At 45.4% G+C, this 24,054-nt stretch carries 20 protein-coding genes and 1 CRISPR repeat array; of the genes, 7 read left to right on the top strand and 13 right to left on the bottom strand.

Features of this window, described 5'->3' with window-relative positions; genetic code table 11:
* The first annotated feature begins 166 nt into the window (after positions 1-166).
* Positions 167-2,887 carry a hybrid sensor histidine kinase/response regulator gene (locus AC5JL3_RS23790; protein WP_496076829.1) on the top strand — a complete coding sequence of 907 codons (2,721 nt, stop codon included), beginning with the start codon at positions 167-169 and terminating at the stop codon, positions 2,885-2,887.
* Positions 2,884-6,069 carry an adenylate/guanylate cyclase domain-containing protein gene (locus AC5JL3_RS23795; protein WP_496076830.1) on the top strand — a complete coding sequence of 1,062 codons (3,186 nt, stop codon included), beginning with the start codon at positions 2,884-2,886 and terminating at the stop codon, positions 6,067-6,069. Before AC5JL3_RS23790 ends, AC5JL3_RS23795 begins: the two co-directional genes overlap by 4 nt.
* Here AC5JL3_RS23795 and AC5JL3_RS23800 read toward each other — a convergent pair.
* The 3 genes from AC5JL3_RS23800 to AC5JL3_RS23810 form a co-directional block, all read right to left on the bottom strand.
* Positions 6,045-6,410, bottom strand: coding sequence for an S-layer protein (locus tag AC5JL3_RS23800; protein WP_496076831.1), 366 nt, complete (start codon positions 6,408-6,410; stop codon positions 6,045-6,047). The genes AC5JL3_RS23795 and AC5JL3_RS23800 overlap by 25 nt on opposite strands.
* A gap of 108 nt (positions 6,411-6,518) precedes the next feature.
* Positions 6,519-7,325: a sulfite exporter TauE/SafE family protein gene (locus AC5JL3_RS23805; RefSeq protein ID WP_496076832.1), complete on the bottom strand. Its 807-nt coding sequence runs from the start codon at positions 7,323-7,325 to the stop codon at positions 6,519-6,521.
* Entirely contained in the window at positions 7,322-8,287 is a 966-nt protein-coding gene (locus tag AC5JL3_RS23810) for an acetamidase/formamidase family protein (RefSeq protein WP_496076833.1), read from the bottom strand. Before AC5JL3_RS23810 ends, AC5JL3_RS23805 begins: the two co-directional genes overlap by 4 nt.
* Positions 8,288-8,640: 353 nt before the next feature.
* On the opposite strand from AC5JL3_RS23810, the gene AC5JL3_RS23815 reads away from it, so the two are divergent.
* A complete protein-coding gene (locus AC5JL3_RS23815) occupies positions 8,641-10,740 on the top strand; it encodes an iron uptake porin (protein WP_496076834.1) in 2,100 nt (699 codons plus the stop codon).
* 31 nt (positions 10,741-10,771) lie between these two features.
* On the opposite strand, the gene AC5JL3_RS23820 is transcribed toward AC5JL3_RS23815, so the two are convergent.
* Positions 10,772-10,951, bottom strand: coding sequence for a hypothetical protein (locus AC5JL3_RS23820; protein WP_496076835.1), 180 nt, complete (start codon positions 10,949-10,951; stop codon positions 10,772-10,774).
* 281 nt (positions 10,952-11,232) lie between these two features.
* On the opposite strand from AC5JL3_RS23820, the gene AC5JL3_RS23825 reads away from it, so the two are divergent.
* From AC5JL3_RS23825 to AC5JL3_RS23835, 3 genes are all read left to right on the top strand, one after another.
* Complete coding sequence (locus AC5JL3_RS23825; protein WP_496076836.1) at positions 11,233-12,060, top strand: hypothetical protein; 828 nt, start codon at positions 11,233-11,235, stop codon at positions 12,058-12,060.
* A 137-nt stretch (positions 12,061-12,197) separates the two neighbouring features.
* Positions 12,198-12,401: a type II toxin-antitoxin system HicB family antitoxin gene (locus AC5JL3_RS23830; protein WP_496076837.1), complete on the top strand. Its 204-nt coding sequence runs from the start codon at positions 12,198-12,200 to the stop codon at positions 12,399-12,401.
* A complete protein-coding gene (locus tag AC5JL3_RS23835) occupies positions 12,398-12,607 on the top strand; it encodes a type II toxin-antitoxin system HicA family toxin (RefSeq protein ID WP_496076838.1) in 210 nt (69 codons plus the stop codon). The genes AC5JL3_RS23830 and AC5JL3_RS23835 overlap by 4 nt, the downstream gene beginning before the upstream one ends.
* A 43-nt stretch (positions 12,608-12,650) precedes the next feature.
* Here AC5JL3_RS23835 and AC5JL3_RS23840 read toward each other — a convergent pair whose 3' ends face one another.
* From AC5JL3_RS23840 to AC5JL3_RS23870, 7 genes are all read right to left on the bottom strand, one after another.
* A complete protein-coding gene (locus AC5JL3_RS23840; RefSeq protein ID WP_496076839.1) occupies positions 12,651-13,190 on the bottom strand; it encodes a methylated-DNA--[protein]-cysteine S-methyltransferase in 540 nt (179 codons plus the stop codon).
* A complete protein-coding gene (locus AC5JL3_RS23845) occupies positions 13,187-14,695 on the bottom strand; it encodes a DNA-3-methyladenine glycosylase 2 family protein (RefSeq protein ID WP_496076840.1) in 1,509 nt (502 codons plus the stop codon). Before AC5JL3_RS23845 ends, AC5JL3_RS23840 begins: the two co-directional genes overlap by 4 nt.
* A 525-nt stretch (positions 14,696-15,220) precedes the next feature.
* Positions 15,221-15,698: direct repeats of the CRISPR family, unit length 37 nt; unit sequence CTTTCAATTAACTTAAATCCCTATCAGGGATTGAAAC.
* Between the two features lie 212 nt (positions 15,699-15,910).
* Positions 15,911-17,332, bottom strand: coding sequence for a pyruvate kinase (gene pyk, locus AC5JL3_RS23850; RefSeq protein ID WP_496076841.1), 1,422 nt, complete (start codon positions 17,330-17,332; stop codon positions 15,911-15,913).
* A gap of 15 nt (positions 17,333-17,347) precedes the next feature.
* The gene (locus AC5JL3_RS23855) at positions 17,348-18,043 is read right to left on the bottom strand and encodes a 2,3-bisphosphoglycerate-dependent phosphoglycerate mutase (RefSeq protein WP_496076842.1); all 696 of its coding nucleotides are present in this window, start codon (positions 18,041-18,043) and stop codon (positions 17,348-17,350) included.
* Between the two features lie 451 nt (positions 18,044-18,494).
* Positions 18,495-19,064 carry a manganese efflux pump MntP gene (locus tag AC5JL3_RS23860; protein ID WP_496076843.1) on the bottom strand — a complete coding sequence of 190 codons (570 nt, stop codon included), beginning with the start codon at positions 19,062-19,064 and terminating at the stop codon, positions 18,495-18,497.
* Positions 19,065-19,417: 353 nt separating this feature from the next.
* Positions 19,418-20,536, bottom strand: a complete 1,119-nt coding sequence (locus AC5JL3_RS23865) for a glycerate kinase (RefSeq protein WP_496076968.1) — start codon at positions 20,534-20,536, stop codon at positions 19,418-19,420.
* Positions 20,537-20,540: 4 nt separating this feature from the next.
* Entirely contained in the window at positions 20,541-20,897 is a 357-nt protein-coding gene (locus AC5JL3_RS23870) for a DUF565 domain-containing protein (protein WP_496076844.1), read from the bottom strand.
* A gap of 163 nt (positions 20,898-21,060) precedes the next feature.
* Between AC5JL3_RS23870 and AC5JL3_RS23875 the strand changes: the two genes are divergently transcribed.
* The gene (locus AC5JL3_RS23875) at positions 21,061-21,639 is read left to right on the top strand and encodes a hypothetical protein (protein WP_496076845.1); all 579 of its coding nucleotides are present in this window, start codon (positions 21,061-21,063) and stop codon (positions 21,637-21,639) included.
* Here the strand turns inward: AC5JL3_RS23875 and AC5JL3_RS23880 are convergent.
* Both AC5JL3_RS23880 and AC5JL3_RS23885 read right to left on the bottom strand, forming a co-directional pair.
* On the bottom strand, positions 21,628-23,292 hold the full coding sequence (locus AC5JL3_RS23880; RefSeq protein ID WP_496076846.1) for a sensor histidine kinase: 1,665 nt from the start codon (positions 23,290-23,292) through the stop codon (positions 21,628-21,630). The genes AC5JL3_RS23875 and AC5JL3_RS23880 overlap by 12 nt on opposite strands.
* 189 nt (positions 23,293-23,481) lie before the next feature.
* On the bottom strand, positions 23,482-23,946 hold the full coding sequence (locus tag AC5JL3_RS23885; protein ID WP_496076847.1) for a PAS domain-containing protein: 465 nt from the start codon (positions 23,944-23,946) through the stop codon (positions 23,482-23,484).
* Positions 23,947-24,054: the final 108 nt, after the last annotated feature.

Consider the following 24,054-nt stretch of genomic DNA (forward strand, 5'->3'; position numbering starts at 1 on the left):
ATCAACTTAGCTTGATATCACTCCTGTTCAAATTGTTTTTTTTATTACAAATAAAAATAGCTGATGAAACATAGCTCTGCTTTATGGTAAGGCGGCAAGGATGCAGAGCGGCTATAACAGGAAATGAATTGCAAAAGATAATTGCAAAAAATAAAGGGCTGATTTTATGCTAGAGGTCTTAAACCTTTTTGGTTCAGAAGCGTTTATTCCTCATGGACATTGCTACCTCTGGAAGCCCAGTTTAGTGTGGCTTCATGTCATGTCCGATGCTCTGATTGCGATCGCCTATTATTCCATCCCCATCACGCTAGTCTATTTTGTCCGCAAGCGCGACGATTTACCCTTCAACTGGATATTTCTGCTGTTTGGAGCATTTATTGTTGCTTGCGGCACCACCCATATCATGGAGATTTGGACGCTTTGGCATCCTACTTACTGGTTGAGTGGATTCATCAAAGCAATCACGGCTTTGGTTTCAGTGTATACGGCACTGATGCTGGTGCCGTTGGTTTCCCTGGCACTAGCTCTGCCCAGCCCAAGACAACTGGAGAAAGCGAACCTTGAATTGGAACATGAAATTACTGAGCGTAAGCAGGCAGAAGAAGCACTAAGAGAAAGCCGTGAAAAATACCAAGTTTTATTTCAAATCCTCCCTCTTGGCATTTCGATCACTGATAAATTCGGCAATATCATTGAAGCCAATTCCGCCTCAGAGAGGATTTTAGGAATCTCAACCCAAGAGCAGGTTCACAGAAAATACGATGGCGAACAATGGCATATCATCCGGTCGGATGGCACGCTAATGCTAGCGGTTGAGTATCCCAGCGTTAGGGCTTTAACAGAAAATCGAATTATTGAGAATTCAGAAATGGGGATTGTGAAACCAGGCTCGGAGGTTACCTGGGTTAGTGTGACGGCGGCTCCCATTCCCCTAGAAGATTATGGCGTAGCGATCGCTTACATTGACATTACTGAGCGCAAGCGAGTAGAAGCGGCATTACGTGAGAGCGAGAGGCGATTTCGTGCCATCTTCGACCAAACTTTTCAATTCGTTGGTCTTTTGAAACCGGATGGCACTCTCCTGGAAGCGAACCAGACTGCCCTGGATTTCGGTGGATTTAGTCTATGTGATATTGTCGGGCGTCCATTTTGGGAGGCTCGGTGGTGGAGTCTTTCTCAGGAAACTCAGACTCGCCTGCAAAGTGCGATCGCCCAAGCCGCAGCTGGTGAATTTGTCCGTTACGAAGTTGATGTACTGGGAGCGCTCGAACAGGTGGCAACGATTGACTTCTCACTCAAGCCTGTACGAGATGAAACAGGGCAAGTAGTCCTGCTAATTCCCGAAGGTCGCGACATCACCGAGCGCAAGCAGGCAGAGGACGCACTTCATAAGGCAAAAGAAGCGGCTGAAGTTGCCAACCGCGCCAAGAGTGAATTTTTGGCGAATATGAGCCATGAACTCCGGACTCCCTTAAATGGGATTTTAGGGTATGCTTACATCCTCAAACAAGAAAAAAAATTAACCTCGAAGCAGCAGAATGGACTAGACATCATTCAACAGTGTGGCGAGCACCTATTGACGCTCATCAATGACATTTTAGACCTCTCCAAAATTGAAGCGAAGAAAATGGAAATTCACCTGAGTGATTTTCATTTGCCTCTATTTCTTAACAATCTTGCTGAAATCTTTCGTATTCGTGCAGAACAAAAGAAGATTTCGTTTAGTTACGCACCGTCCCTTCTGCCTACGCGCGTTCGAGGCGATGAGCAAAAGCTGCGGCAAGTTTTAATTAACTTACTTGGAAATGCCGTCAAGTTTACCGACAGTGGCAGGGTAGTTCTCAAGGTGGGTTATCACGAGGGGAAAATCCGGTTTCAGGTGGAGGACACTGGCATCGGCATCGCACCGGAGAAGTTGACAGAAATCTTTCTTCCGTTCCATCAAATCGAGAACAGCCGTCACCTGGTTGAAGGCACAGGATTGGGACTGACTATTAGCAAGAAATTAGCGAAGTTGATGGGCAGTACCTTGGAGGTAAAAAGCCAATTGGGTGCTGGCAGTGTTTTCTGGCTCGATTTGGATTTGCCTGAAGCTTCCGAATCAACTGAAGTCGCCACAGCTAAGGAGCGCCATATTATTGGTTTCAAAGGGGAAAATCGCAAACTTCTGGTGGTGGACGACAAAGGAGAAAATCGCTCGTTTCTGGTCAATCTCCTTGAACCTTTGGGGTTTGAAATAGTTGAAGCAACAGACGGTCGTGACTGTCTAAATAAGGCGCTTGAGTTTAAGCCTGATGCGATTTTGATGGACTTGGTGATGCCCGTACTGGACGGCTTTGAGGCTACGCGGCAGCTCCGGAAGTTAACAGAACTTAAAAAGATTGTAATAATTGCAACATCAGCCAGTGTTTTCGACTATAGTCGAGATAAAAGTAGGAACGCAGGTTGTGATGATTTTATCCCTAAACCTGTGGGTGCAAAGCACCTTTTAGAACGGTTAAAGTTGCATTTGGATCTGGAATGGGTTTATGAGGATTTTGGATGTTCGCAAGCGGCTGATACTGAATTAGGGGTGACTGACCAAGATTCAGAGGGTGTCGCATCTAACCAAAAAACCAAGAATCTGAACTCCAAGCCGCTCATTTATGAGTGCAAATATTTGACCAAAATCCATAAATTGATTGCTCCACCTCCGGAGGAAATCGCTGTTCTCTTGGATTTAGCTAAGAGAGGCAACGTCAGGGGCATTCTGGAGAAAGTGCGTCGGCTTGAACAGTTGGATGCTCAATTTGTGCCATTTGCGTCGGAGCTTCATCAACTAGCAAAAGGCTTTCAGACCAAACAAATCCGGGAGTTTCTCAAACCCTACACTTTAGATGATGCATGAAAGTGGAAAATCCGAGAAGAGGCGTAACCTTAATCGCAGAGTATACCCCAACTAATTTAGGAAATCGGAGAGGCGTCATTTTAATCGTAGATGACACCCCGACTAATTTAGGGATGCTGTGTGATTTTTTGACCGATTCTGGTTTTGAAGTCTTGGTGGCAATCGATGGTGAAAGTGCGATCGAGCAAGCTATATATGCCCAGCCCAATCTTATCCTTTTGGATATACTCATGCCGGGAATTGACGGGTTTGAAACCTGCCGCCGATTGAAAGCCAATCCGTCAACGCAAGGTATCTCGGTGATTTTTATGACGGCGCTGGGTGAAACCGTGGATAAGGTGAGAGGTTTTCAGGTCGGGGCAGTAGATTACGTCACCAAACCGATTCAACCCGAAGAGGTTTTAGCCCGCATCCTAAACCACCTGACTATCCAGAATCTGCAAAATCAACTCCAAAAGCAAAATCTACAACTGCAACAGGAAGTAAAAGAGCGCCAGCAGACGGAGGAGTTAGTACGGCAGCAGGCTCAACGGGAACAATTGCTGAGCGAAATTACCCAACGGATTCGTAAATCGCTGGATTTAGAAGAGATTCTCAGCACAACGGTGCGTGAAGTGCGGCAATTTCTGCAAACGGATCGGGTACTCATTTATCGATTTTTTGACGATTGGAGCGGAGTTATCGCTGTAGAATCTGTCAGCACCGAAGAACTATCGATCCTGAACACCACAATCACTGACCCCTGCTTTGGAAAAACCTATATTCAGCCCTACCAACAAGGTCGCATCCTAGTTATCGAAGATATCCATACAGCCGATCTGTCGCCGTGTCACGTCGATTTTCTCTTCAATTTTCAGGTTAGGGCTAACTTGGTAGTTCCCATCCTACAAGGAGAAAAGTTGTGGGGGTTGCTGATTGCCCATCAGTGTGGCAAGCCACGGCAGTGGCAGCAGATGGAGGTTGATTTACTAAAAGCTTTATCCACGCCAATTGCGATCGCGATTCAGCAAGGGCAACTTCACCAACGGTTGCGCCGACAGAACCAAGTACTAGTATCTCTAACCAAGAGCAAAACTGTTAACCACGGCGACTTGCACTCTGCCCTGAGGCAATTCACCCAAGCGGCTGCCCAAACCCTAGAGATTTCGCGGGTGAGTGTGTGGTTATACAGCCCTGACTGCTCCAAAATTCATTGCCTCGACCTGTTTGAGCGCAGTGCCAACCGTCATATAGACGGGATGGAGTTGGCGGCGACAGACTATCCCGGTTACTTCAAAGCCTTGGAACAAGAGCCTACCATTGCCATTGAGGAGGCTGAGAGCAACCCCATCGCTCTTAAATTGCAGGCATCCCACCTACTGGACGGGCAAAAGCTTATGAGTCCTTACGGTGTGGCAGCGATGTTGGCTGCGCCGATTCGGATGGGAGGTCAGATCGTGGGAGTAGTGTGTTACGAAAACACTGACTTGACCCGCAAGTGGACACTGGATGAACAAAACTTTGCTGGCTCCTTAGCTGATTTAGTTTCCCTCACTCTAGAAGCGCGTGAGCGCCAACGGGCGGAAGAAAAAATCCGCCTCTTACAAACAATAACGCAAGCGATTAGTGAGTCCCCAGACTTTCACGCTGCCCTGGAAGTTACCCTCCGCAAGGTGTGTGAAACTATAGGCTGGCATTTTGGGGAAGCCTGGATTCCCAACTCGGATGGCACCTTTCTCGAATCCAGCCCCGCTTGGTATGCAAGTATCAATCCGGGCGGTGCAACCGTATCCGTCCTAGAGAAATTCAGACAGCATAGCCAGATGCTCCGATTTGCTCCCGATATGGGGCTGCCTGGGCGGGTTTGGTCATCCAAACAGCCCGAATGGATTCAGGATGTTGGAATCGAGCCAGAAGGCGTATTTGCTCGGTCCCAGGCGCTACTTGATACCGGACTCAGCTCCTGTTTGGGCATTCCGATTCTTATTAATAATCGGGTGCTGGCTATCTTCGTTTTCTTCACGTTTGAAGTTCGCGAACAAGATCAGCGATTGGTTGAGCTAGTCTTAGCAGTGGCTAACCAACTGGGTTCAGTAATTCAGCGCAAAGCTGCTGAAGAAGCGCTCCGTCTTGCTGAACAGAGATATCACAGTATTGTTGAAAACGCGATCGAGGGCATTTTCCAGACGAATCCAGCCGGACGCTTCATAAGCGCTAACCCAGCACTGGCAAGGATTTTTGGCTACTCCTCACCTGAAGAACTAATCACAGGTATCAAAGACATCTCGCAGCAAGTTTATGTTGAACCCAACCGCAGAGGCGAATTCATTGCTGCCATACAAGCGAACAATGCCGTATTTGAGTTTGAGTCTCTGGTCTATCGTAAAGACAGAACCATTATGTGGGTGTCAGAGAATACTCGTGCGGTTCGTGACTCCACGGGTACGCTGCTCTACTACGAAGGTACTATCTCTGACGTTACGGCGCGTAAGGTGGCGCGGGAAGCACTGCGTTATCAACAGGCACAAGCAGAGCAACTACTGCTCAATATCTTACCTGAGCCAATTGCAGAGCGGTTAAAACGGGATCCAAGCACTATTGCCGATACCTTTGAAGCCGTCAGCGTTCTGTTTGCTGACATTGTTGGCTTTACTGAGTTCTCCGCTCGAACCTCTCCAACAGAACTGGTTAAGATTCTCAATCTAATTTTCTCAAAGTTTGACCAGCTAGCTGAGCGACATGGTTTGGAGAAAATCAAGACAATTGGTGATGCCTATATGGTTGTCGCGGGTTTGCCGACCCCTCGTCCGGATCATGCGATCGCGATCGCCGAAATGGCTCTAGATATGCAAGCCGAAATGGTAAAATTAGGCAACCAGATAGGGGAAGTGTTCCAACTCCGGATTGGCATCAACAGTGGTCCAGTTGTCGCGGGTGTTATTGGTATCAAAAAGTTTTTCTACGATTTGTGGGGCGATACCGTTAACGTTGCTAGCCGCATGGAATCTCAAGGTATCGACGGCGCCATACAGGTAACCGCTGCCACCTATGATTTACTACGAGATCAATACCTATTCGAGGAACGGGGCGTTATCTCAGTCAAAGGTAAGGGGAATTTGACAGTTTATCTACTTACTGGTAGACAAAACGACCACAATCCTCAATACCAATTAGCTGATCAGCGAGAATTAGCAGGAGACTGAGTGGCATTCAACTCCCATCGCGTTTGGTTGCTGCTAGTTTGTGGTGTTTGTTGTTGTAAAAAGGGCTTAACCCGCTCTAGAGGAATTTTCCCGTGGTAAGCACCGCAGTAATGTACACTCATCACAGCTTTGAATGCCCAATGGTCGGGCGAAACGTCTGAAAACGGGTTAGGTAATGTATCGGCTCGATCTTGGGAACACGCTTCCAGAACTTGATCGCCACTGGCTTGGCTTTGAACAGAAGGCGTAGTTGGTAGGGGTTGGGTGTCTTGCGCTTTGACAGGTGCGAAGAAACCAGCAGTGACTAACAGTGCAGCAGTGGTTAAGAGGCTAAGTTTCATCGTTTTCTTGACAATGGTGTCTGTTTCTCCATAGTAGCCACAGTTCAAGGCTGCGGAACAAGCGCTACTTGTCAGGAAAACAAAAAGCTGATGGCTGATAGCTGACTGCTAACTGTTATAGTTTTGCCAAGCTTGGTAGAAAACATAAATTGAGAGGATGGCTAACAACGAACGAAATGCCAAACTCACAACATGATCAGGTAACTTGGGTAAAAAGCGTGTACTAATTTGCGCTCCCAAAAAGCCACCAGCACCCAAAAGTAATCCCTCAACCCACAGGACATTACCTCGTAAGGCGTGCCCTGCACAAGCGGAAATCGCTGTAATAACAATCACACCTAAACTTGTCTGAATCGCCGTTTTAATCGTTTCTCCTAACAGCAAAATTTGCAGCGGCACCATTATTACCCCGCCACCAACACCAAACAAACCTGCTAGTACACCTGCGGCACTGCCAGTAGCAATTCTCGAAATCGTGCCTTTAAGCCCTGAATCTTGAGGTTGTCTTTCGCCTGCTGTCTCTTGACTTTGCTGTTTCTCTTTAATACTCAGGCGTTTACGTAGTTCGACAAGGTAAATATTAATGAGTAGCAGTATCCCAAAGGCTGCTAGTAACCAGTAGGGAGCAAATAATTCTGCGAGATACGCTCCAAATTGAGCCGTGACGACAGCAGGAAAGCCAATCCCCATTACTCGTTTCAAGCTAAAATAGCCCATCCGCCAATTCTGGATACTGCCGGAAATCGCCGTAATCACAATTGAGAGACTACTCGTCGCAACAGCTTCAACTGGCTCATATCCTAGCGCCACCAATAAAGGGACAAGAACCGTACCGCCCCCTATACCCAAGAAACCTGCAAGGATTCCCGCGAACAAACCACCAGCAGCAAAAATCAATAAACTTGTAGGCGTCATAACTGAATTGCCTTGGGCAAGATCGATTTAGGTAGCATACCGTGAACGCCCTTTTGAGGAGTGTTGACAACCTGGGTAATGTGAAAGTTTACAGCGAGGCTGCACAAAACATAGGCTTCTTCTGCACTCAATCCCGCAAAGCGTTCCAAGAAAGTAATCATTTGCGTGAGGGCAAACTCAAAGGCTGCATCAAGGGTTTCTCCGAATCCCATAGTGATGATGTCAGTTGGTGTTTCAGCTATGGGATATATGAACGGCAAATCTTTACGCAGATTAATTTGGATCGTGCCGTTCATGGAAGTCTCGATCGCAGTTACATCAATTTCACCATCTCCTTGAGCCGAATGTCCGTCCCCTATGGACAATAAGCCGCCAGGAACAAAAACAGGTAAGAATATCCTTGAGCCAGCTTGCAGTTCTCGATTGTCAATATTGCCGCCATAGCTACCGGGAGGAACAGAGGAACGGCTGGTTTCCTCTGTCGCAACGCCAACGATACCAAAGAAGGGTTGCAAGGGAATCTCAATCCCGCTACCTGTCGGAAATTCTGCGACGCCCTTGTCTAAATCTAAAGGGATGAAGCGTAGTCTTGGTTCTGTAAACTGTTGTGGTAAAGCTCCCCAACCGGGGCGAATCGCATTGAAACCTATAGGGAGACGAGGTGAAATGGCTTCTAGCTTGACTTCCAGAACATCTCCAGGCTCAGCATCCTTGACATAAATTGGCCCTGTCAGTAAGTGTGGGCCTGTTCCAACTTTACGCTCTGGGGGGAAATGCTGACAAATCTCAAGAAATTCTGGCGTGAGAAATTCCGGTGGTGCTTTGTCAGAAACATAAAAGCCAGTGTAGGTTTCAACGTCGATGCTGTCACCTGAATTAATAACTAAAGCAGGTTCCAACTGATGAGAAAAACCGCCTAAATGAACAGTTTGACAGCTTGCTTTAAGAATGTGGTGAGTCATCTAGCACCCTGATAAAGGAATAAAATCAAACCGCTTGGGGAATGCCTTGTACTAAAAAATGTTAAGGCGATCGCGTTTAAATTATGCAGGGAAAAGGTGCAACAACCTATACCTTCTCAAGCAAGAGATTACATTTATTTGTCTTCCTATGAATCAAAACGCAGTCCATCAACAGTCAGTCAACTGTAGTTTAAACACAATAGAGCTAGCTAAGCATTGCTTCCTGGTCATGTCAGGAAGCGCCGATAACAGGTTAAGAGGATATTAAATACTGTCGCCAAAACTACATCTACCTAAAGAGGTAATTGTTAACATCCTCATGTTCTTCTTGTCAAGAATAGGTGTGAGGATTGATGGTTAAGGATGCAACTACCTGGAAAGATTGGTTTAGTGTGCCAACAACTTTGTGGGTGTCTCTGTTAGTTTCAAGCGCTGTAATGTCTGTAATGTCGTTGCAGGTGAGGGCGAGTGAAGTTCAAGGCACTGTAGCGCTATCGACTGTGCCACAAGAGGTAGAAGGGATTGAATCATCAGCCGCAGCGTTGAGACTTGGTGATGTTACTAGCGAATTAAAAGACATCACCCCTCAACCCCTTCGTGAGCAAGAGAAGGGGGAGCAAGAGTCTTCTAGCTTTGCAAGGGAGAGATTCTCCAGCAATTCACCAACAGCACCCATAGCTGAACCAACCTCAGAGCAAGTTCAGGACACTGTAGCGGCACCTCCGGCAACAGTAGAGGCAGAAGCTATTGAGCCAGCCAACGCGCAAATGCTTGAGAGTGTTATCTCTGTTACCGAACTTTCCTCAGAGGCTGCGATTAGCGATCGCAATGACCCGATGTCGCAAGTCACCAACGTCTCACAACTCAGTGATGTCTCACCGGGAGATTGGGCGTATGAAGCCTTGCGATCGCTTGTTGAACGTTATGGTTGTATTGCTGGGTATCCAGATGGCACCTTTCGTGGCAATCGAGCAACCACTCGTTATGAATTTGCCGCAGGTTTAAACGCCTGTTTGCAACAGGTTGAGCGTTTAATTGCTGCTAGCACAGAAGGTTTTGTCACCCGTGAGGACTTAGAAACACTGCAACGGCTGGTTACTGAATTTCAGACAGAACTGGCAACCTTAGGTACACGGGTGGATACCTTAGAGGGTCGTGTTGCCTTCTTAGAAGACCACCAGTTCTCCACAACTACTAAGCTCAGTGGTTTAGCATGGTTTAACCTGACGGGAGCCTTTGCCGATGATGATGTCTTAGTAGAAACTACTGACCTTAACGGCTTATTTGGTGACCTTGCCCTCAGACAAGCAGGGCGAGATCCAATTACAAATCAACCGATTACTCAGACGGTAGAAGATGACCCCGAAATCACATTCAGCAATCTGGTATGGCTAAACTTTGAAACCTCCTTTACAGGTAGAGATAGCTTAGTGACTCAACTAGCTGTAGGGAACGGCAACTCAGCAGCCAACGTTTTTGCCTCTGCGGGTCTTTACAACACCTTTGGTACACCGTTTCTTGACCAAACGGCTGGAACGATTACTGGAGATAATGACGTAATCTTGCGGGAATTGTTTTACACTTTCCCCGTCACGGATAGCATTCAGGCTGTGGTTGGACCTCGGATTAATTGGTATCGCTACTTCGACAACAATGCTTACACGTTCTTCTTAACAGGTGGCAGCACCTTCAACTCAAATGGCAGCACTCTTCTGAATACAATTGATCGTGGCTCTGGAGCAGCAGTGCTTTGGAATATTAGTGACCAGTTCAGGTTGCGTGTTGCTTATCTAGGCGAGAGTGATGAATTTCTCCCTAGTGGATTGTTTAATTCTGCATCCAACCCAGACCAAGGTTTGTTTGGTGGTACTAATACGATTACAGCAGAGCTGGCATTCTCTCCAACAGAAAACATTAACTTGCGTTTCATCTACAACCGTTCCAACATTCAGCAAATTAATGGACTAATTGGTGGGGCGATTGGAGAGCCGATTTATGGTTTAGCTGATGATGGTTTTGGTGGTCCCCTCAATAATGCAACCGCTGATACGTTCGGCTTTAACTTCGACTGGCGAGTTGCTAACTTTTTGGGTCTTTTTGGACGCTATACCTACGGGAGTACCAATCTCAATCCAGTAAATCCAGCCCGACCGGATGGTGAAATCAATGCACAAGCGATTCAGTTAGGAGTAGCATTTCCTGACTTGGGTAAGGAAGGAGCCTTGGCAACAGTATCCTATGTAATACCCTTCTCTGTGTTGGATGGTCGTGATTTTCTCGTTTCTGGTGGTGGTGATGGTGGAGTTCAGTATGAATTTGAAGCAACTTACTTCTATCCCCTGACGAATAACATTGCTATTGTTCCAGCCTTCTACCTGATTGGCAATCCGAACAATTTCAGCGACAATCCTAATATCTATGTGGGTAATTTACGTGCCCAATTTAGTTTTTAGGGTTTGTTTAAATTGCCTTTAAAAACACCTCTTAGTTAAATAGGGGAGAATGGCGATCGCATCCTGTTGAGTTTCGGCAGTCAACAAGGAGCGATCGCTCAATTATTACTGTCGCTCCTTGTGACAGTGGTTGTGTGGTCATGGTGAAGCGCGAAGACATCATTAGAACAGCAAGTCTAACCCACGCTAGTCCACGCTGAGGCGATCGCATTTTTGTCTGTTCAGGGTAGGTGATCGCTCAATCGAATTCTGAACCTGGCAGGTGAGTGAAGCGATCGCGTTTTGGTTTGTTTGAGTTATGCGCTAACAATCCATATAAATAGGTCATTTTTGGGCTGTGTTACTTTCGGGGCGCAACGGATGACTTACCTATTAGTGTCCAAGATCAAATTATCGTAAGGTTGTTGATGAGACTGTTAGCCAGAACTAAACTAACGTATATATCAGGCTGCGTTATTTAGAATTAGTTATCCAAGATGCTAGAGGAATGACATGGGTCTTGCTGTTTGGGCTGCACTTCGTCAAGTTGAAGCACTTCGTGAGTCTGTTGCTTTTACGTTGGAAGAGGGAGCTATTCAAAGAGGTAGAAAGCTAAACCTTGAGGAATTTGCTACGTGGATCAGTGAGCAAGGTGTTAAACCCGTAATTGTAACTCCCAGAGACTTTGAAACAGAAGAACAAATTGGGGAAGACTTCGTAAATCTTCTCTTGTCAATGGAGGGATTCCTTGAGGATCGATATCCATTAGCGAGAGCCGTTAAAAATGAAATGCGTCATATCAATCATGATGCTCCTGATTTTGGGGTTCATCGTAGTGGAGTGGGATACCACAGGCTACCGAATTTCGTCATTACTTCAGCTTTTGTTCGACTACTAGGAGCATCTGAGCAATTTGAGATAGATGTTCTTAAATGCCTCTTGTACTACAGACCTGGTGGAAAAACTGAGTCGCCGGAGAGATTTGAGTCAGTTACGGTAAATTCTGAAGTTGTAACAGAAGAACCTGGCGAGTCTAATGCTTACTCTAAACCGCCTCTTTGGGCATGGATTAAACAATCGGCGGAGAGTAATGTAGAGCGGAAAAAAATCTTTAAGCGAGTTTACGGGATTGACACCACGCCACAGGAGTTTAATGGCTTGAAGCAATCGGATGTTAACAAGTATCGACACGACCTTTACGAAAAACGTAATGCCATCGCACATGGTCGTGCAAATGTCACAATGCTTCTTAGTGATTATTGCACTGCCGAAATGTATGTTATTGAAGTGATTCTTACAATACGTCAGCAGTGTATTGATAAGTTGAAGGTAAGTCTATGAGTCAAATGTTCAACGCAGGATAACAACTCGCTTGCATCTTTGTAGCTTGGTTTGCAGGCTTATTTTATCTACCGTGCCTCTTCATCTATCACATTGAGTCCTGTTACCATATTCTCAACAACTAGCTCAATATGTGTATGAAAATCAAAGCAATCATTCATCCAGCAGAAGAAGGTGGCTATTGGGCAGAGGTTCCTGCGCTCCCTGGTTGCATTACTGAAGGAGACACGATGGAGGAGGTGGTAGCTAATTTAAAGGACGCTATTGAAGGTTGGCTGGATGTTGCAAACAGTCGTAATGCAATTGAGCCAACAGCTCAAATCGTCGAAATTGCTGTATGAAATCTATTTCTGGCAAGCGACTGTGCAAGATTGTGGAGCAAAAAGGTTGGTTTTTGCGAAGAATTACTGGCAGTCATCATATCTATGAAAACCCTGAAGTCGAACAAATTCTGTCAATTCCTATTCACCGTAATCAAGATTTAAAAGTTGGAACATTGAGAGCATTGATGAAAATAGCCCAGCTATCTGAAGAAGATTTACTCTGATTAAAATATTTAAATTGCGTTGTTAAAATCCCCAAAATCTGACTCACTTCATTGATAAAGAACTTTGAATTGGAGCAAAGCGACAGTCAACACCCTCGTGTTGAAGCAGCCAGCGCTTGCGCTCCAAACCGCCAGCATAGCCAGTAAGGGAAGCCTTTGCGCCGATTACTCGATGACACGGGAGTACAATCGCAACTGGATTAAGTGAGTTTGTCATCCCTACTGCTCGATATGCGGTTGGCTTACCCAGTTTTGCCGCCAACTCACCGTAGGAAATCACAGTTCCCAGTGGAATTGTTCGGAGTGCTAACCAAACCTGCTGCTGAAAGGGTGTTCCTCCAGTTTTGACTGGGATATCATCCAGGCTGTTATAGTCACCATTCAGATATGCACGGATGCGATCGCTAAATCCTTGGGGATTCTTTTTCTCTATAAGATTGACAGAGCCATAGCGTTTCTCTAGTAGCTTCATCATGCGTTGCTCATAGTCTGAAAAGTCGAGGCTAGTGAGACTTTTCCCATCGGAAACCACCAGAATCTCTCCAATCTCAGAAGCAATTTTGTCAATTAGAAGTTGAGTCATGCTGATAGCTCCTCCTGCAAAGGTAACAAGGATGAATCGAGCGACAACCAGAGGATCATCGCAGCATAAGCACGCCAAGGCTGCCAAGCTTGAGAAACATATAATAACTGGGTTTTTGTTACAGGATGTCCTAGTTTTTCCATCGCACGTAACAGCCCTAAATCAGTTACGGGAAAGGCATCAGGTTCGCGTAATGCCCGCATTGCAATATATTGAGCTGTCCATTCACCAATTCCAGGAAGTTTAGACAACTTTTGCACCGCATCGTCTAAGTTTTGGAAGTTCGTCAAGATCTGATTGTCTTGAACAACAGCAGCAGCCAGTGAGGTAATTGCAAAGGCACGCGATCGCGTAATTCCGATGCTAGTTAAGTCAGCATTTGCCAAAACTTCTGGTCGGGGAAAAACAAATCGCAAATTAGATTCTCCCCAAGACATTCCTTCAATTACCAACCGCTCACCATAGGTTTCAACTATACGTCCTGCCAGGGTTGTAGCGGCAGTAACACTGACTTGCTGTCCAAGAATTGCACGTACCGCTAGTTCAAAGGAATCCCATGCTCCAGGCACCCGCAGTCCTGGTAAGGTAGAAATTGCTGGACGAAGAATGCGATCGCACCGCAGGTGGGTAATAATCTCTGCAACATTCGCATCCAAGTCAAACATCCGACGCAATCGCTCAACAATCTGACCCAAAAGCGCTACTTTGGGAAATCGGATATTAGCAACCAGATAGTGTTGTTCCTTAACCGGGCGTACTTCAACAACACCATGCATCCCATCAAGGGAAATAGTCCGTTGATAAAAATCAGAACCCACAGACTCCAACCCTGGAGTGGCTCTAGCTGATAAAAAGCGGACGAATGCTGACCAATTATAGGGCGGACTAAAAGGAAGCTTTAGCGTAATTTCAGGGGTTTTGCTAGCATCTCCCAGTTTAGTTTGTGCCGATCGCAATTCACTTGGCGATCGCTGGTAGGTCTTGTGAATTACGGCATTAAATCGGCGGATACTGGAAAAACCCGCTGCCATTGCCACATCCGTTATTGATAGCGAGGTTTCATCGAGTAATTGCTTTGCAAACAAAAGCCGTCGCGTCTGTGCTACTGCCCTTGGTGAAGTTCCTAGGTGTTTAGCGAATAACTGCCGCAAATGGCGATCGCCTACTCCCACTCGTGCCGCTAGTTCCCCCACCGTACCATCATCAAGTGCGCCCTCAGCAATCAGACGAAGCGATCGCGAAACTGTGGATGCTGTTCCAACGAGTGCAAACAAATTTGGCGATAGTTCCGGGCGACAGCGCAAACAGGGACGAAACCCTGCTTCATGAGCGGCTGCCGCACTTGCAAAGAACGTGCAATTCTCTCGCTTTGGTGTCTGGGCTGGGCAGATAGGGCGGCAAAAGATGCCAGTTGTGCGAACGGCGATGAAAATCCGTCCGTCAAAGCGGACATCTTTCGTTTGGATTGCTCGGTAACAGGCATCAGGGTCAAGCAAACTGCTCATCGTATCAAATCCGAATTCATGCTGTCAGCATAAATCTGGTATTCAGCAATTGCTAGCCGTTTTCGGAACTGAAGGTTTTGTCTTTAATATTAGAACAGGACTTACGCAAATCCACCCTTGGAACACCATTTGTAGGGGCGCACAGCTGTGCGCCCCTACCAGATATGGCGCTTGTGCGTAAGTTCTAAGAACTTAAACTAAGTGGTATGAGAGATAAGCGATCTCTTGTGCTGCAAAGCAGATTGCATTTTTTTTGTGGCAGCTTGGCGGTTTATTGCGCGAGTGGGTAGGTGTTTTTCAGGACACAGGGCAATTTATGGAGGTATCTCTTTATGGACAAAGGTTTGAAGGTTCTTACTCAGTTTTGAGGTTCGCGCACTTTCTCAAAGCCCTACGGCTACTAGCTTTGAGTCGAATTAGAAGCTTTGCCTCTTGCCAAGGCTGTTGCCTAGGATGCTATTATCTAAATGACTCGCGCAAATGCACCTTGAAAATTAAATACAGTAAGCGTTTCAGGTAGCCGCTCTTTCAATTAACTTAAATCCCTATCAGGGATTGAAACCGGTTAAATCGGGACTAACTTCGATACCACCACCAGCTTTCAATTAACTTAAATCCCTATCAGGGATTGAAACAAAACCGTGTGAATTAGCCATCTCAGATACCTCAACTTTCAATTAACTTAAATCCCTATCAGGGATTGAAACTGTTACTTAAATAGGTAGTGACAGACGGGGCTTCATCTTTCAATTAACTTAAATCCCTATCAGGGATTGAAACTTCTGCTGACACCTTTGGTTCTTCCTTGGTGGTGCTTTCAATTAACTTAAATCCCTATCAGGGATTGAAACTCGGCAAACTCAGATGCCTCTTTAGCGTTGGCAAGCTTTCAATTAACTTAAATCCCTATCAGGGATTGAAACATTGAAAGATTTTACAACCCTAGCTTTGACGGCTGGTGGTTGGCTTTCAATTAACTTAAATCCCTATCAGGGATTGAAACACTTCTTCAATCTGAACCAACTGGACAACGCCACCATTCAATTAACTTATAGCGATTCTTAGTTGAGCGAGGTACACTCAGACTACTAGGGAAGGGAGCTAATTTCAAAGCCTCTCTCCTTATAGGAGAGAGGTTTGGAGAGAGGTCAAAACTGTACTGCACACGAATGAGAACTGCTATAAATCCCTATCAGGGATTGAAACAGCAACAAGTCAAACTGCCACCTGTTCCCCGATGCGGTGTGCCTTGATTAAGTTCGTCACTCCAGTAATCGCCAATGGCAAACCTGCAATCATCACCACAACATCTCCCTTGACAACAAACCCATGCTCAACAGCGGCTTGCTCTGCCAAAACAATCATCGCGTCAGTGCTATACACTTCCTGAAGTCGTAAGGACTGAACTCCCCAATACAGCACCAACCGACGCTGAACACTTTCTGTTGGCGTTACCGCAATTACCGGAATTGGCTGACGGTACTTGGAGAGAATTCGGGCGGAGAAACCGTTTTCTGTGAAGCAGACGATCGCTTTTGCCTTAATGTTCTGTGCCAGTTGACAAGCGGCATGAGCGACAGAATTGGAGATACTGTGTTCTTCAAACCCATCAATGTAAAGAGGGGAGACTCTCAACCGTGCCTCTGTTGTCTGGGCAATCCGTGCCATTGTTCTCACGGCTTCTACAGGATAGTGACCAACTGAAGTTTCCCCCGAAAGCATCACAGCATCCGTCCCTTCCAGAATCGCATTGGCAACGTCGGAAACCTCTGCTCTCGTGGGACGCGGGTTTTGGATCATCGACTCTAGCATCTGAGTCGCGGTGATTACTGGCTTAAGATAGCTGTGGCAGGTATCAATCAAGGACTTTTGGATTGCCGGAACTTGCTCCAAGAGCATTTCAACACCCAAGTCACCACGAGCAACCATAACTGCATCAGATGCGGCAACAACTGACTCCATTGCCTCTACTGCCTCGTGACGTTCTACCTTAGCAATGACGTGAGTTCGCTTGCCAGAACGTTTCACCAACTCTCTGACTTGCTCAAGATCGGCAGCTTCCCGAACAAAGGACAAGGCGATGTAGTCCACGTCTTGGCTTAAGCCAAACTCCAAGTCCTCTTTATCCTTATCGGTAAGGGCTGGAGTCGAGATTGAGGAGAGGCTGAGGTTTATTCCCTTGTGACTTTTCAGCGGCCCCCCGTAGATTACAAAGCAATGGATATCACTACCACTCACTTGGTCTACCCGAAGTTTGAGTAAGCCATCGTTGATGAGAATCGGGTCATCAACTTTTACATCCCTAGCTAAACCTTTGTAGGTGGAACTAAATCGCCCTGCTGTACCGACTACATCATCCATGGTGATTACAGTTTGTTCACCTGGGGTGAGGACGACACCTGCTTCCATTTCGCCAACTCGGATTTTTGGGCCTTGTAAGTCTTGAATGATGGCAAGAGGGCGATTCAGTTCTTGGGAAACCTCGCGAACGGTGCGAATGTAGTCTAAGTGGGTAGCGCGATCGCCATGGGAGAAGTTCAGCCGCGCTACGTCCATGCCTGCCTCGACCATTGCTTTGATTGTGTCAAAGTCAGAACTGGCGGGACCAAGCGTGCAGATAATCTTTGTTTTACGCATGGGAAGCACTAAAACTTAATCCATAATCTCTTTACCGACGACTTTACCTTCCTCATTGATGTCGTAGACGGTGGGGATACCAGTTGCAAGTTCAAGTTTAGGAACTTCCTCCTCGCTAAGCTGATCGAGTTCCATAATGATTGACCGTAGGGAATTGCCATGCGCGGCAACAATGACATTATCCCCATGTTTCAGGTGAGTGAGAATCCGGTTCCGGAAATACGGTAGTGTCCTCTTCGCCGTGTCTTCTAGACTCTCTCCTCCTGGTGGCCGAATAGAAAACGATCGCCGCCACATATGCACCTGTTCTTTGCCATACTTCTCTGCCAATTCGGCTTTGTTCTTCCCCTGCAAGTCGCCATAGTAGCGCTCATCGAGGCATGAACTCAGGTAAATCGGGACTTCCTGGCTCTTGTCACCATCATACTTGTCCCAGCCATGCCAGTTAGGGTCGTCAGCGTCGTGTTTAAATATCGGACTTTTAGTACCGCAAGCTCCTTCACACTGAGTTAGACAGATAGCAGTTGTCTCGATCGCACGCACTAGCATACTAGTGAAACCGACATCAATCGGATAAGGGCTGATTTTTTTTGCCGCTGCGATCGCTTCTGTACGACCAACCTGATTTAGGGGAACATCAACCCAACCCGTAAATCGATTAGCGGCATTCCAAGTGCTTTGACCGTGACGAACCAGAATAAGCTTTGCCATTTTTGAATTTGAAGAATCAAAACTACAGCCAATAACGAACTCAGTTTCGGCTCTTGAGCTTTGTCATTAGCCCCTTGTTCTACAGCTACTGTTTTCCCACAAATGATATGGATATTTCTCCAGCCGTGATGTGTTCTTTAATACTCGACGCTCTATAGCCTTCACTTCAGCAACATAGAGATTCTTTCGAGTAGTGGGAAATCACTCACGACTGCTTGATAATCACCCTACTTAGAGAGAACCATGTCTTCGTCTGCCCTATGGAGGAAGTGATTAATTGAGAATATCACTAAACCTATTTTTAGTACCCATGTACTATCAATGACAACAATAGTATTGCTGTAGGGTAGCCGCGACTTCCAGTTGCTCTTGTCTTAAGTTGACACTAATGAATGGTTTACGTCCCGAAAAATGACTTTTGTTTTTTTGAATAAACCTACTGCAACAGAAGCTAACTCGCTAGCCCCATCAAATGTTCAACTAAAATCTTACTGCCAATAATAATTAGAACAAATCCGCCAAACATTTCCACTTTATTATCGAATAAATTACCAAACTTATGACCAACAAAGACACCAACAAAAGATAAAGAGAAGGTAATTAATCCAATAGCAGTGATAATTGCAGCAATGGAAACTTGTAGTACAGAAAAACCAAATCCTACAGCTAGAGCATCTATACTAGTTGCGAGGGATAAAGTTAATAACGTATAAATATCTAGTGGATTGAATTTTTTATCGTCACTTTCTTCCTGAGTCGCTTCATAAATCATTCTGGCTCCAATGAAACTCAGTAATCCGAAAGCCACCCAATGATCGACAGATTCTATCCAGCCTCGGAAGCTCAACCCGACCAACCAGCCAATTAAAGGCATGAGCGCCTGAAAACAGCCAAAAGACAAGGAAATCTTCAGCGCTTTATTGATTTTCATGTGTTTGATTGCTGTGCCGCTCGAAAGAGAAACTGCAAAAGCATCAGCCGCCAATCCCACAGAAACCAATACAGTCGTGACTAAATCCATTTGCTAAAGATGTAACGAATGAAGATTCCTTTCTATTTGTAACACTAAAGATAGAGGTATTTAATTTTTTATCATTCTTACTTCATTTTTAAATCATGTTTTTTTCATAATTTAAGTTTGCTTGCAGCAGAGTAACCAATTGCCTCATTAATTTAATGGCATTCCTTAACAAAAACTGTTAGTTCAGACTGTCTTTTCTGAAAACTATGAGCCTGAACAAATTATTAATCAGTGTACGTTATCGCAGTAATAAATAATATTTATATAATGTTTTTCGCTTCGGCAACGAGATGCTCATAACACGGTAAGGGACGCAATTCTAAAAATAAAATTTAAAGGCCCATCAGCTTACTCTAAGCATCCTCTGGTTGATAAACAGCACCAACAGTATGGTCAGGATTAATTTCAATAACTAGATCTACCAATCTAGGATTTTTGGTTAGAGGTGTGATGAATAATTCTGGATGGAGCGATCGCCAAAAATACTCGACAAATTCTCTAACTTGTGGTTCAGTCATCCCCGATCTACCTGTAGCAATCATTTGCTGTTCTGCTTGCAGTCGCCACTTTTGACTGAGGCGATAGTCTGTTGGGTAAAGCACTATCAATCGGTCTAGCTGTTCCCACAAAGGTAGATAGCCTTTCAACTGCTCGTTCATATCACGAGCAAACAAGCGGTCAGCCTCTGTCTGAATCGGTGGTGGAGTCGGTGCGTCAAACACGGCTGAGTCGATTGGTCGAACCCCAACAAACCAGCCTTCAAACAGCACAATATCAGCACCTTCTACCTGTTCAGGAGTAGTTCGATCACCTGCGCCTTCCCAGGCAGACTTATCAAAGCGAGGCACGAGAATGGGTTCTCGTCGGTTAGGTTGACGCAGTTGGTCTAGAAGCTGCAAACCCAGCTCAACATCATGGGTTCCGGGTGGACCTCGCCAGATCAGGCGGGGGTCTTGTTGTTGGAGATGTTGTCGTTCTGCATAGGTTTTGTAGAGGTCATCCAAAGAGAGGCTGAGGGTACGGTAGCCTAAATGAGCGAGAATTACACTCAAGACAGCCGCCAGAGTAGTTTTGCCAGTTCCTTGTCCCCCTAATATTCCTTGGATTAAAGGACGTTTCAGTTGTTGACGCGATGAGGCTAGCTGCATCGCAAGGGGAAGCCAGAGGTTCCAGAGGGATAAGGCGATTGGGGATTGGGGATTGGGGACTGGATATTGGGAAATCTGTGTTGTTTCCCGGCTTTGGTTTCTGAAAGCGGGGAGGGAGAGGATATGAGGGTAAATGGCTTTGAAAATAAGCGATCGCGCCTGAATAACCTCCTCTACCTTTGTCGATGTGATCCCAAATGCCTTTGCTCGCTGTGAGGAGGTTAGTTCCTCTGCTGCCAGTTGTTGCCACGGCAAGGTAGTTGAGTTCTCTTCTACTGCCCAGTCATGAAGAATTTGACCTAGTGATGTATCCGGTTGCAACATACGATCAAGAACCAATTTTAAAGGCTTCCACAAACAAGCTGTAAGTCAGACCAAGTTTTAGAGCATTAATCACTTCAGACAGCAGGGAAGCTGTAGAAACACCCTCAGTCGTTTTTTTCCGCCGTCGGTTGCCACCATAAACAATCCGGCTCACGGCTTCTGTGAAAAGAACCAAAACCCCAGCAACAATCACGTCCCAGTTAGCCGCTTGTCCAGCCGTTGTGGGAATCGCCGTTCCCAAAAAGACACCCAAGAGCAAGCTAATCAAGACAAGTGAAATGTGTCGCCAGGGATTAGTAAACCATTCCCCTAACCGCGTCCAGGCAGCATTAAATAGGTTATTGAGACGAGTATTTTGCATGATTCGACCTGACAATAACGGGAAAAACACTTTAAGATCACACTTTACCTTCCCTTGCTAAGGGTTGGACACATTGACTAAGTAGCTCAGTAACCAAAAACGTCGTTGGTTTAAGTAACTGATAACTTTTAAGCAGTGGTGCAGGGTCATTACCCTAAAACGGATGAAAAAGTTTAAATCTTCCCTTTATCCCTTATTGGTTATTGTTTTATTCTTAGGACTCGCTGGAATAGGACTGGGATTATTTCGGTTCACCATTTCGATAGAGCCACAGCCACTAGATATCTCTTCACTACCAGAGATTGAGTCACCCAGAACGCCAGCAGTCGAGAAGGTTGAAAAGCTTCCGCCTGCCCTTCCAACGATTTCGCCGACGTTACCTACCCCAGTTGCCTCACCCCCCAAAAGTCCAGATCCAGAAGCGGTAGCCGCACGTCGAGGGGCATTTCGAGTGAGTAATCCAACAGAACATCCTGTGCGTGTGGCGCTACTGGCACGGGCAACACAGTCCAAAGCTTACAAAGAGCCAGCGCACTGGGATTTTGCACCAATGGAAGGCGGTAGCCAAGGGCTGATTCTCTCGCTGCCCCAAGACAATCTCCAGTTATCTAAGGGAGATATTTTGGTTGCTTTCGCTCAGGATGGCTCCCGCCGATATTGGGGGCCTTATGTAGTGGGTGAGACACCAATACCCGTTTGGAATCAACAGCAAGCCGAATGGCAACTGGTTTTACAGCCTTAAGGGTAGGGTTACAGTAAATGTTGTGCCTTTCCCAACAACACTATCGACAGCAATCTTTCCCTTGTATATATCCACACACTGTTTGACAATTGCAAGCCCTAATCCTGTTCCTTGGATTGTGCCTACATTAGTAGCGCGATAGAAGGAGTCAAACAAACATTTAGTGTCTTCTTTTGGAATGCCAATACCTTGATCTTGAATCTGAAAAATTGCTTCTTGCTCCTGATAAATGACAGAAAACCTAACTGTAGTGCCGTTGGGAGAATACTTAAGGGCATTCGTTAGTAAGTTGGTAAGAATATGCCGTAGCAGTTTGGCATCCAGAATAGCTAGAACGTCTTTGCATTCACTCTCGAAAGCGATTATATGGCGCTCACCATCATTCAGTTGTAGATCTTCTACTAGCTCATTACAAAACTGCTCCAAATCCAGAGGTTCGGGATTAAACTCTAGTTTACCGGCTTCGGCTTGCGAGAGCGTCAACACATCATGCAACATCTGGGTCATTTGCTTGACAGCGTGTTGAATGCGATGCAAATGAGTAAATTGTGTCTCCTCACTCCATTTGTGCCAGTAACGTTCCAGCATTTCTGACGACGAAAGGATGGTAGTCAGAGGAGTACGAAATTCATGGGAAGTCGTAGAAAGAAAGCGAGATTTTAGTTCACTCAGTTCCTGTTCTTTTAAAAGCGCTCTGCGAACTTCTTCCTCTGCTTCACGTAGTGCTTCAAGTACTCGCTTGCGCTCAGTTAGAGACTGTTCTAGCTCAGCGGTGCGCTCTTTGACTCGATTTTCTAGTTCTTCATTAAACTGCCGCAGCTTTTCTTCAACTTTTTTTCGATCGCTCAGATCTTGACAGAACACAAAAAAACCTAGAACTTCCCCTGACTTGCTAATATGTGGAACGTGGTCAACCAAGAGATAACGTCGTTTCCCATCATTAAATACTGAATCAAACTCATACTGAACGCTTTGCCCAGATATTGCTAATTCTATATATTCCTCAATATTTTGATACTGGAGTGGTGTCATAAACTCTTTAACAGTTTGACCTATAATTTCTTCTGGAGAAATCAGCGACCATTCCTCATATCGTTTACTGATCAATCGGTAACACCTTTGTGCATCTATGTAAGAAACTTTTCCAGGAAAAGCGTCCATTAACAGTTGAACCTGGGATTGAGTTTCCTGAAAAGTTACTTCCAGCCTTTTGGCTTCAGTTACCTCTTCACAAATAAGTAATAAAATTGGCTTTTGACCAACTGGCTGTAAGATATCGAGGGTTAATTTCACCCACAAATTTCTACCATTTTTGGTAACCAGCCGAAACTCTTCATTGATATTTCTGGTTAAGCTTTCCCTATAATCAGTTAAAGCTAAGTGTAGCTTTTCTTTATCTCTAGAGTTGAATATATTAAAAATTGACGTTTCAACTAACTCTTGACGCGAGTAACCAAGACATTCACAAGCAAATCGATTGGCATCAAGAATTACCCCATTAATCGTTACAGTGAGGCAGGTACAGGGAATTTTATTGTACAAACCTTCATACCACTTAATGTGGATACTGGGTTGCTGCCCTGATCCATTTGATTGAACAGACTTTAGTTCACTCTTTGCCTTGCCTGTATTGGAGGTAGAGTCCATCTTCATTCGCGTGAATGGATATTCAAGTAAAAGCTATCAAAATGAGCAGTAGTGTTGTAGAGCTATTAGTTGGCTTTTGTATTTCCTGCTTCTGCTAAGTTTGAATGCTATCAGCACTAAGCTACAACACTACCTAAGAACTAATTTCTCTGGCTAGAGAACTCACAAGTTCTATTTCTATTCCGTTATTATTCGCTAAGCTTGGGCAGCTTTGAGCTGTTCTAGACTTTCCTCTAGATGCTTTTGCTCGGTGATGTCTTGGCAGACAACAAAGATGCCGATAACTTCTGACAACTCATTAAAGTGTGGGACATGGGTTATCCGAAGATAACGTTGTTGACCATCGGTAAAGTTCAAGGGGCAATCATACCTAACTTCCTTGCCAGACAACGCTGTCTCCACATAGGACTTCACATGTTGGTACTCCTCCCCCATAAGCTCTTGGACTGTTTTACCCACAAGCTTATCTGCACTGGTTTCGTACCAACGCTCGTACTGCTTGTTTACAAATTTATAACGCTGCTCGGAGTCAACATAAGAGACTTTTGCCTCGACTGTATCTGATAAAGCCTGGACAAGACCCTTGTATCGTTCAATTTCTTCAGCTAGACCAAGCGCTTGATGAACGCGAACCTGATCACTCTCAAGATTAGAAACCATAAAAACACCTGAATAGTTTCTTCAACAATCTTCTAAATGATAGTCTTGAAGCCTTTATTTAGATCGAATCCTACGTCACACAATGTATTTTCTAAGTATCTGTACTTA

Source organism: Symplocastrum torsivum (assembly GCF_059505465.1).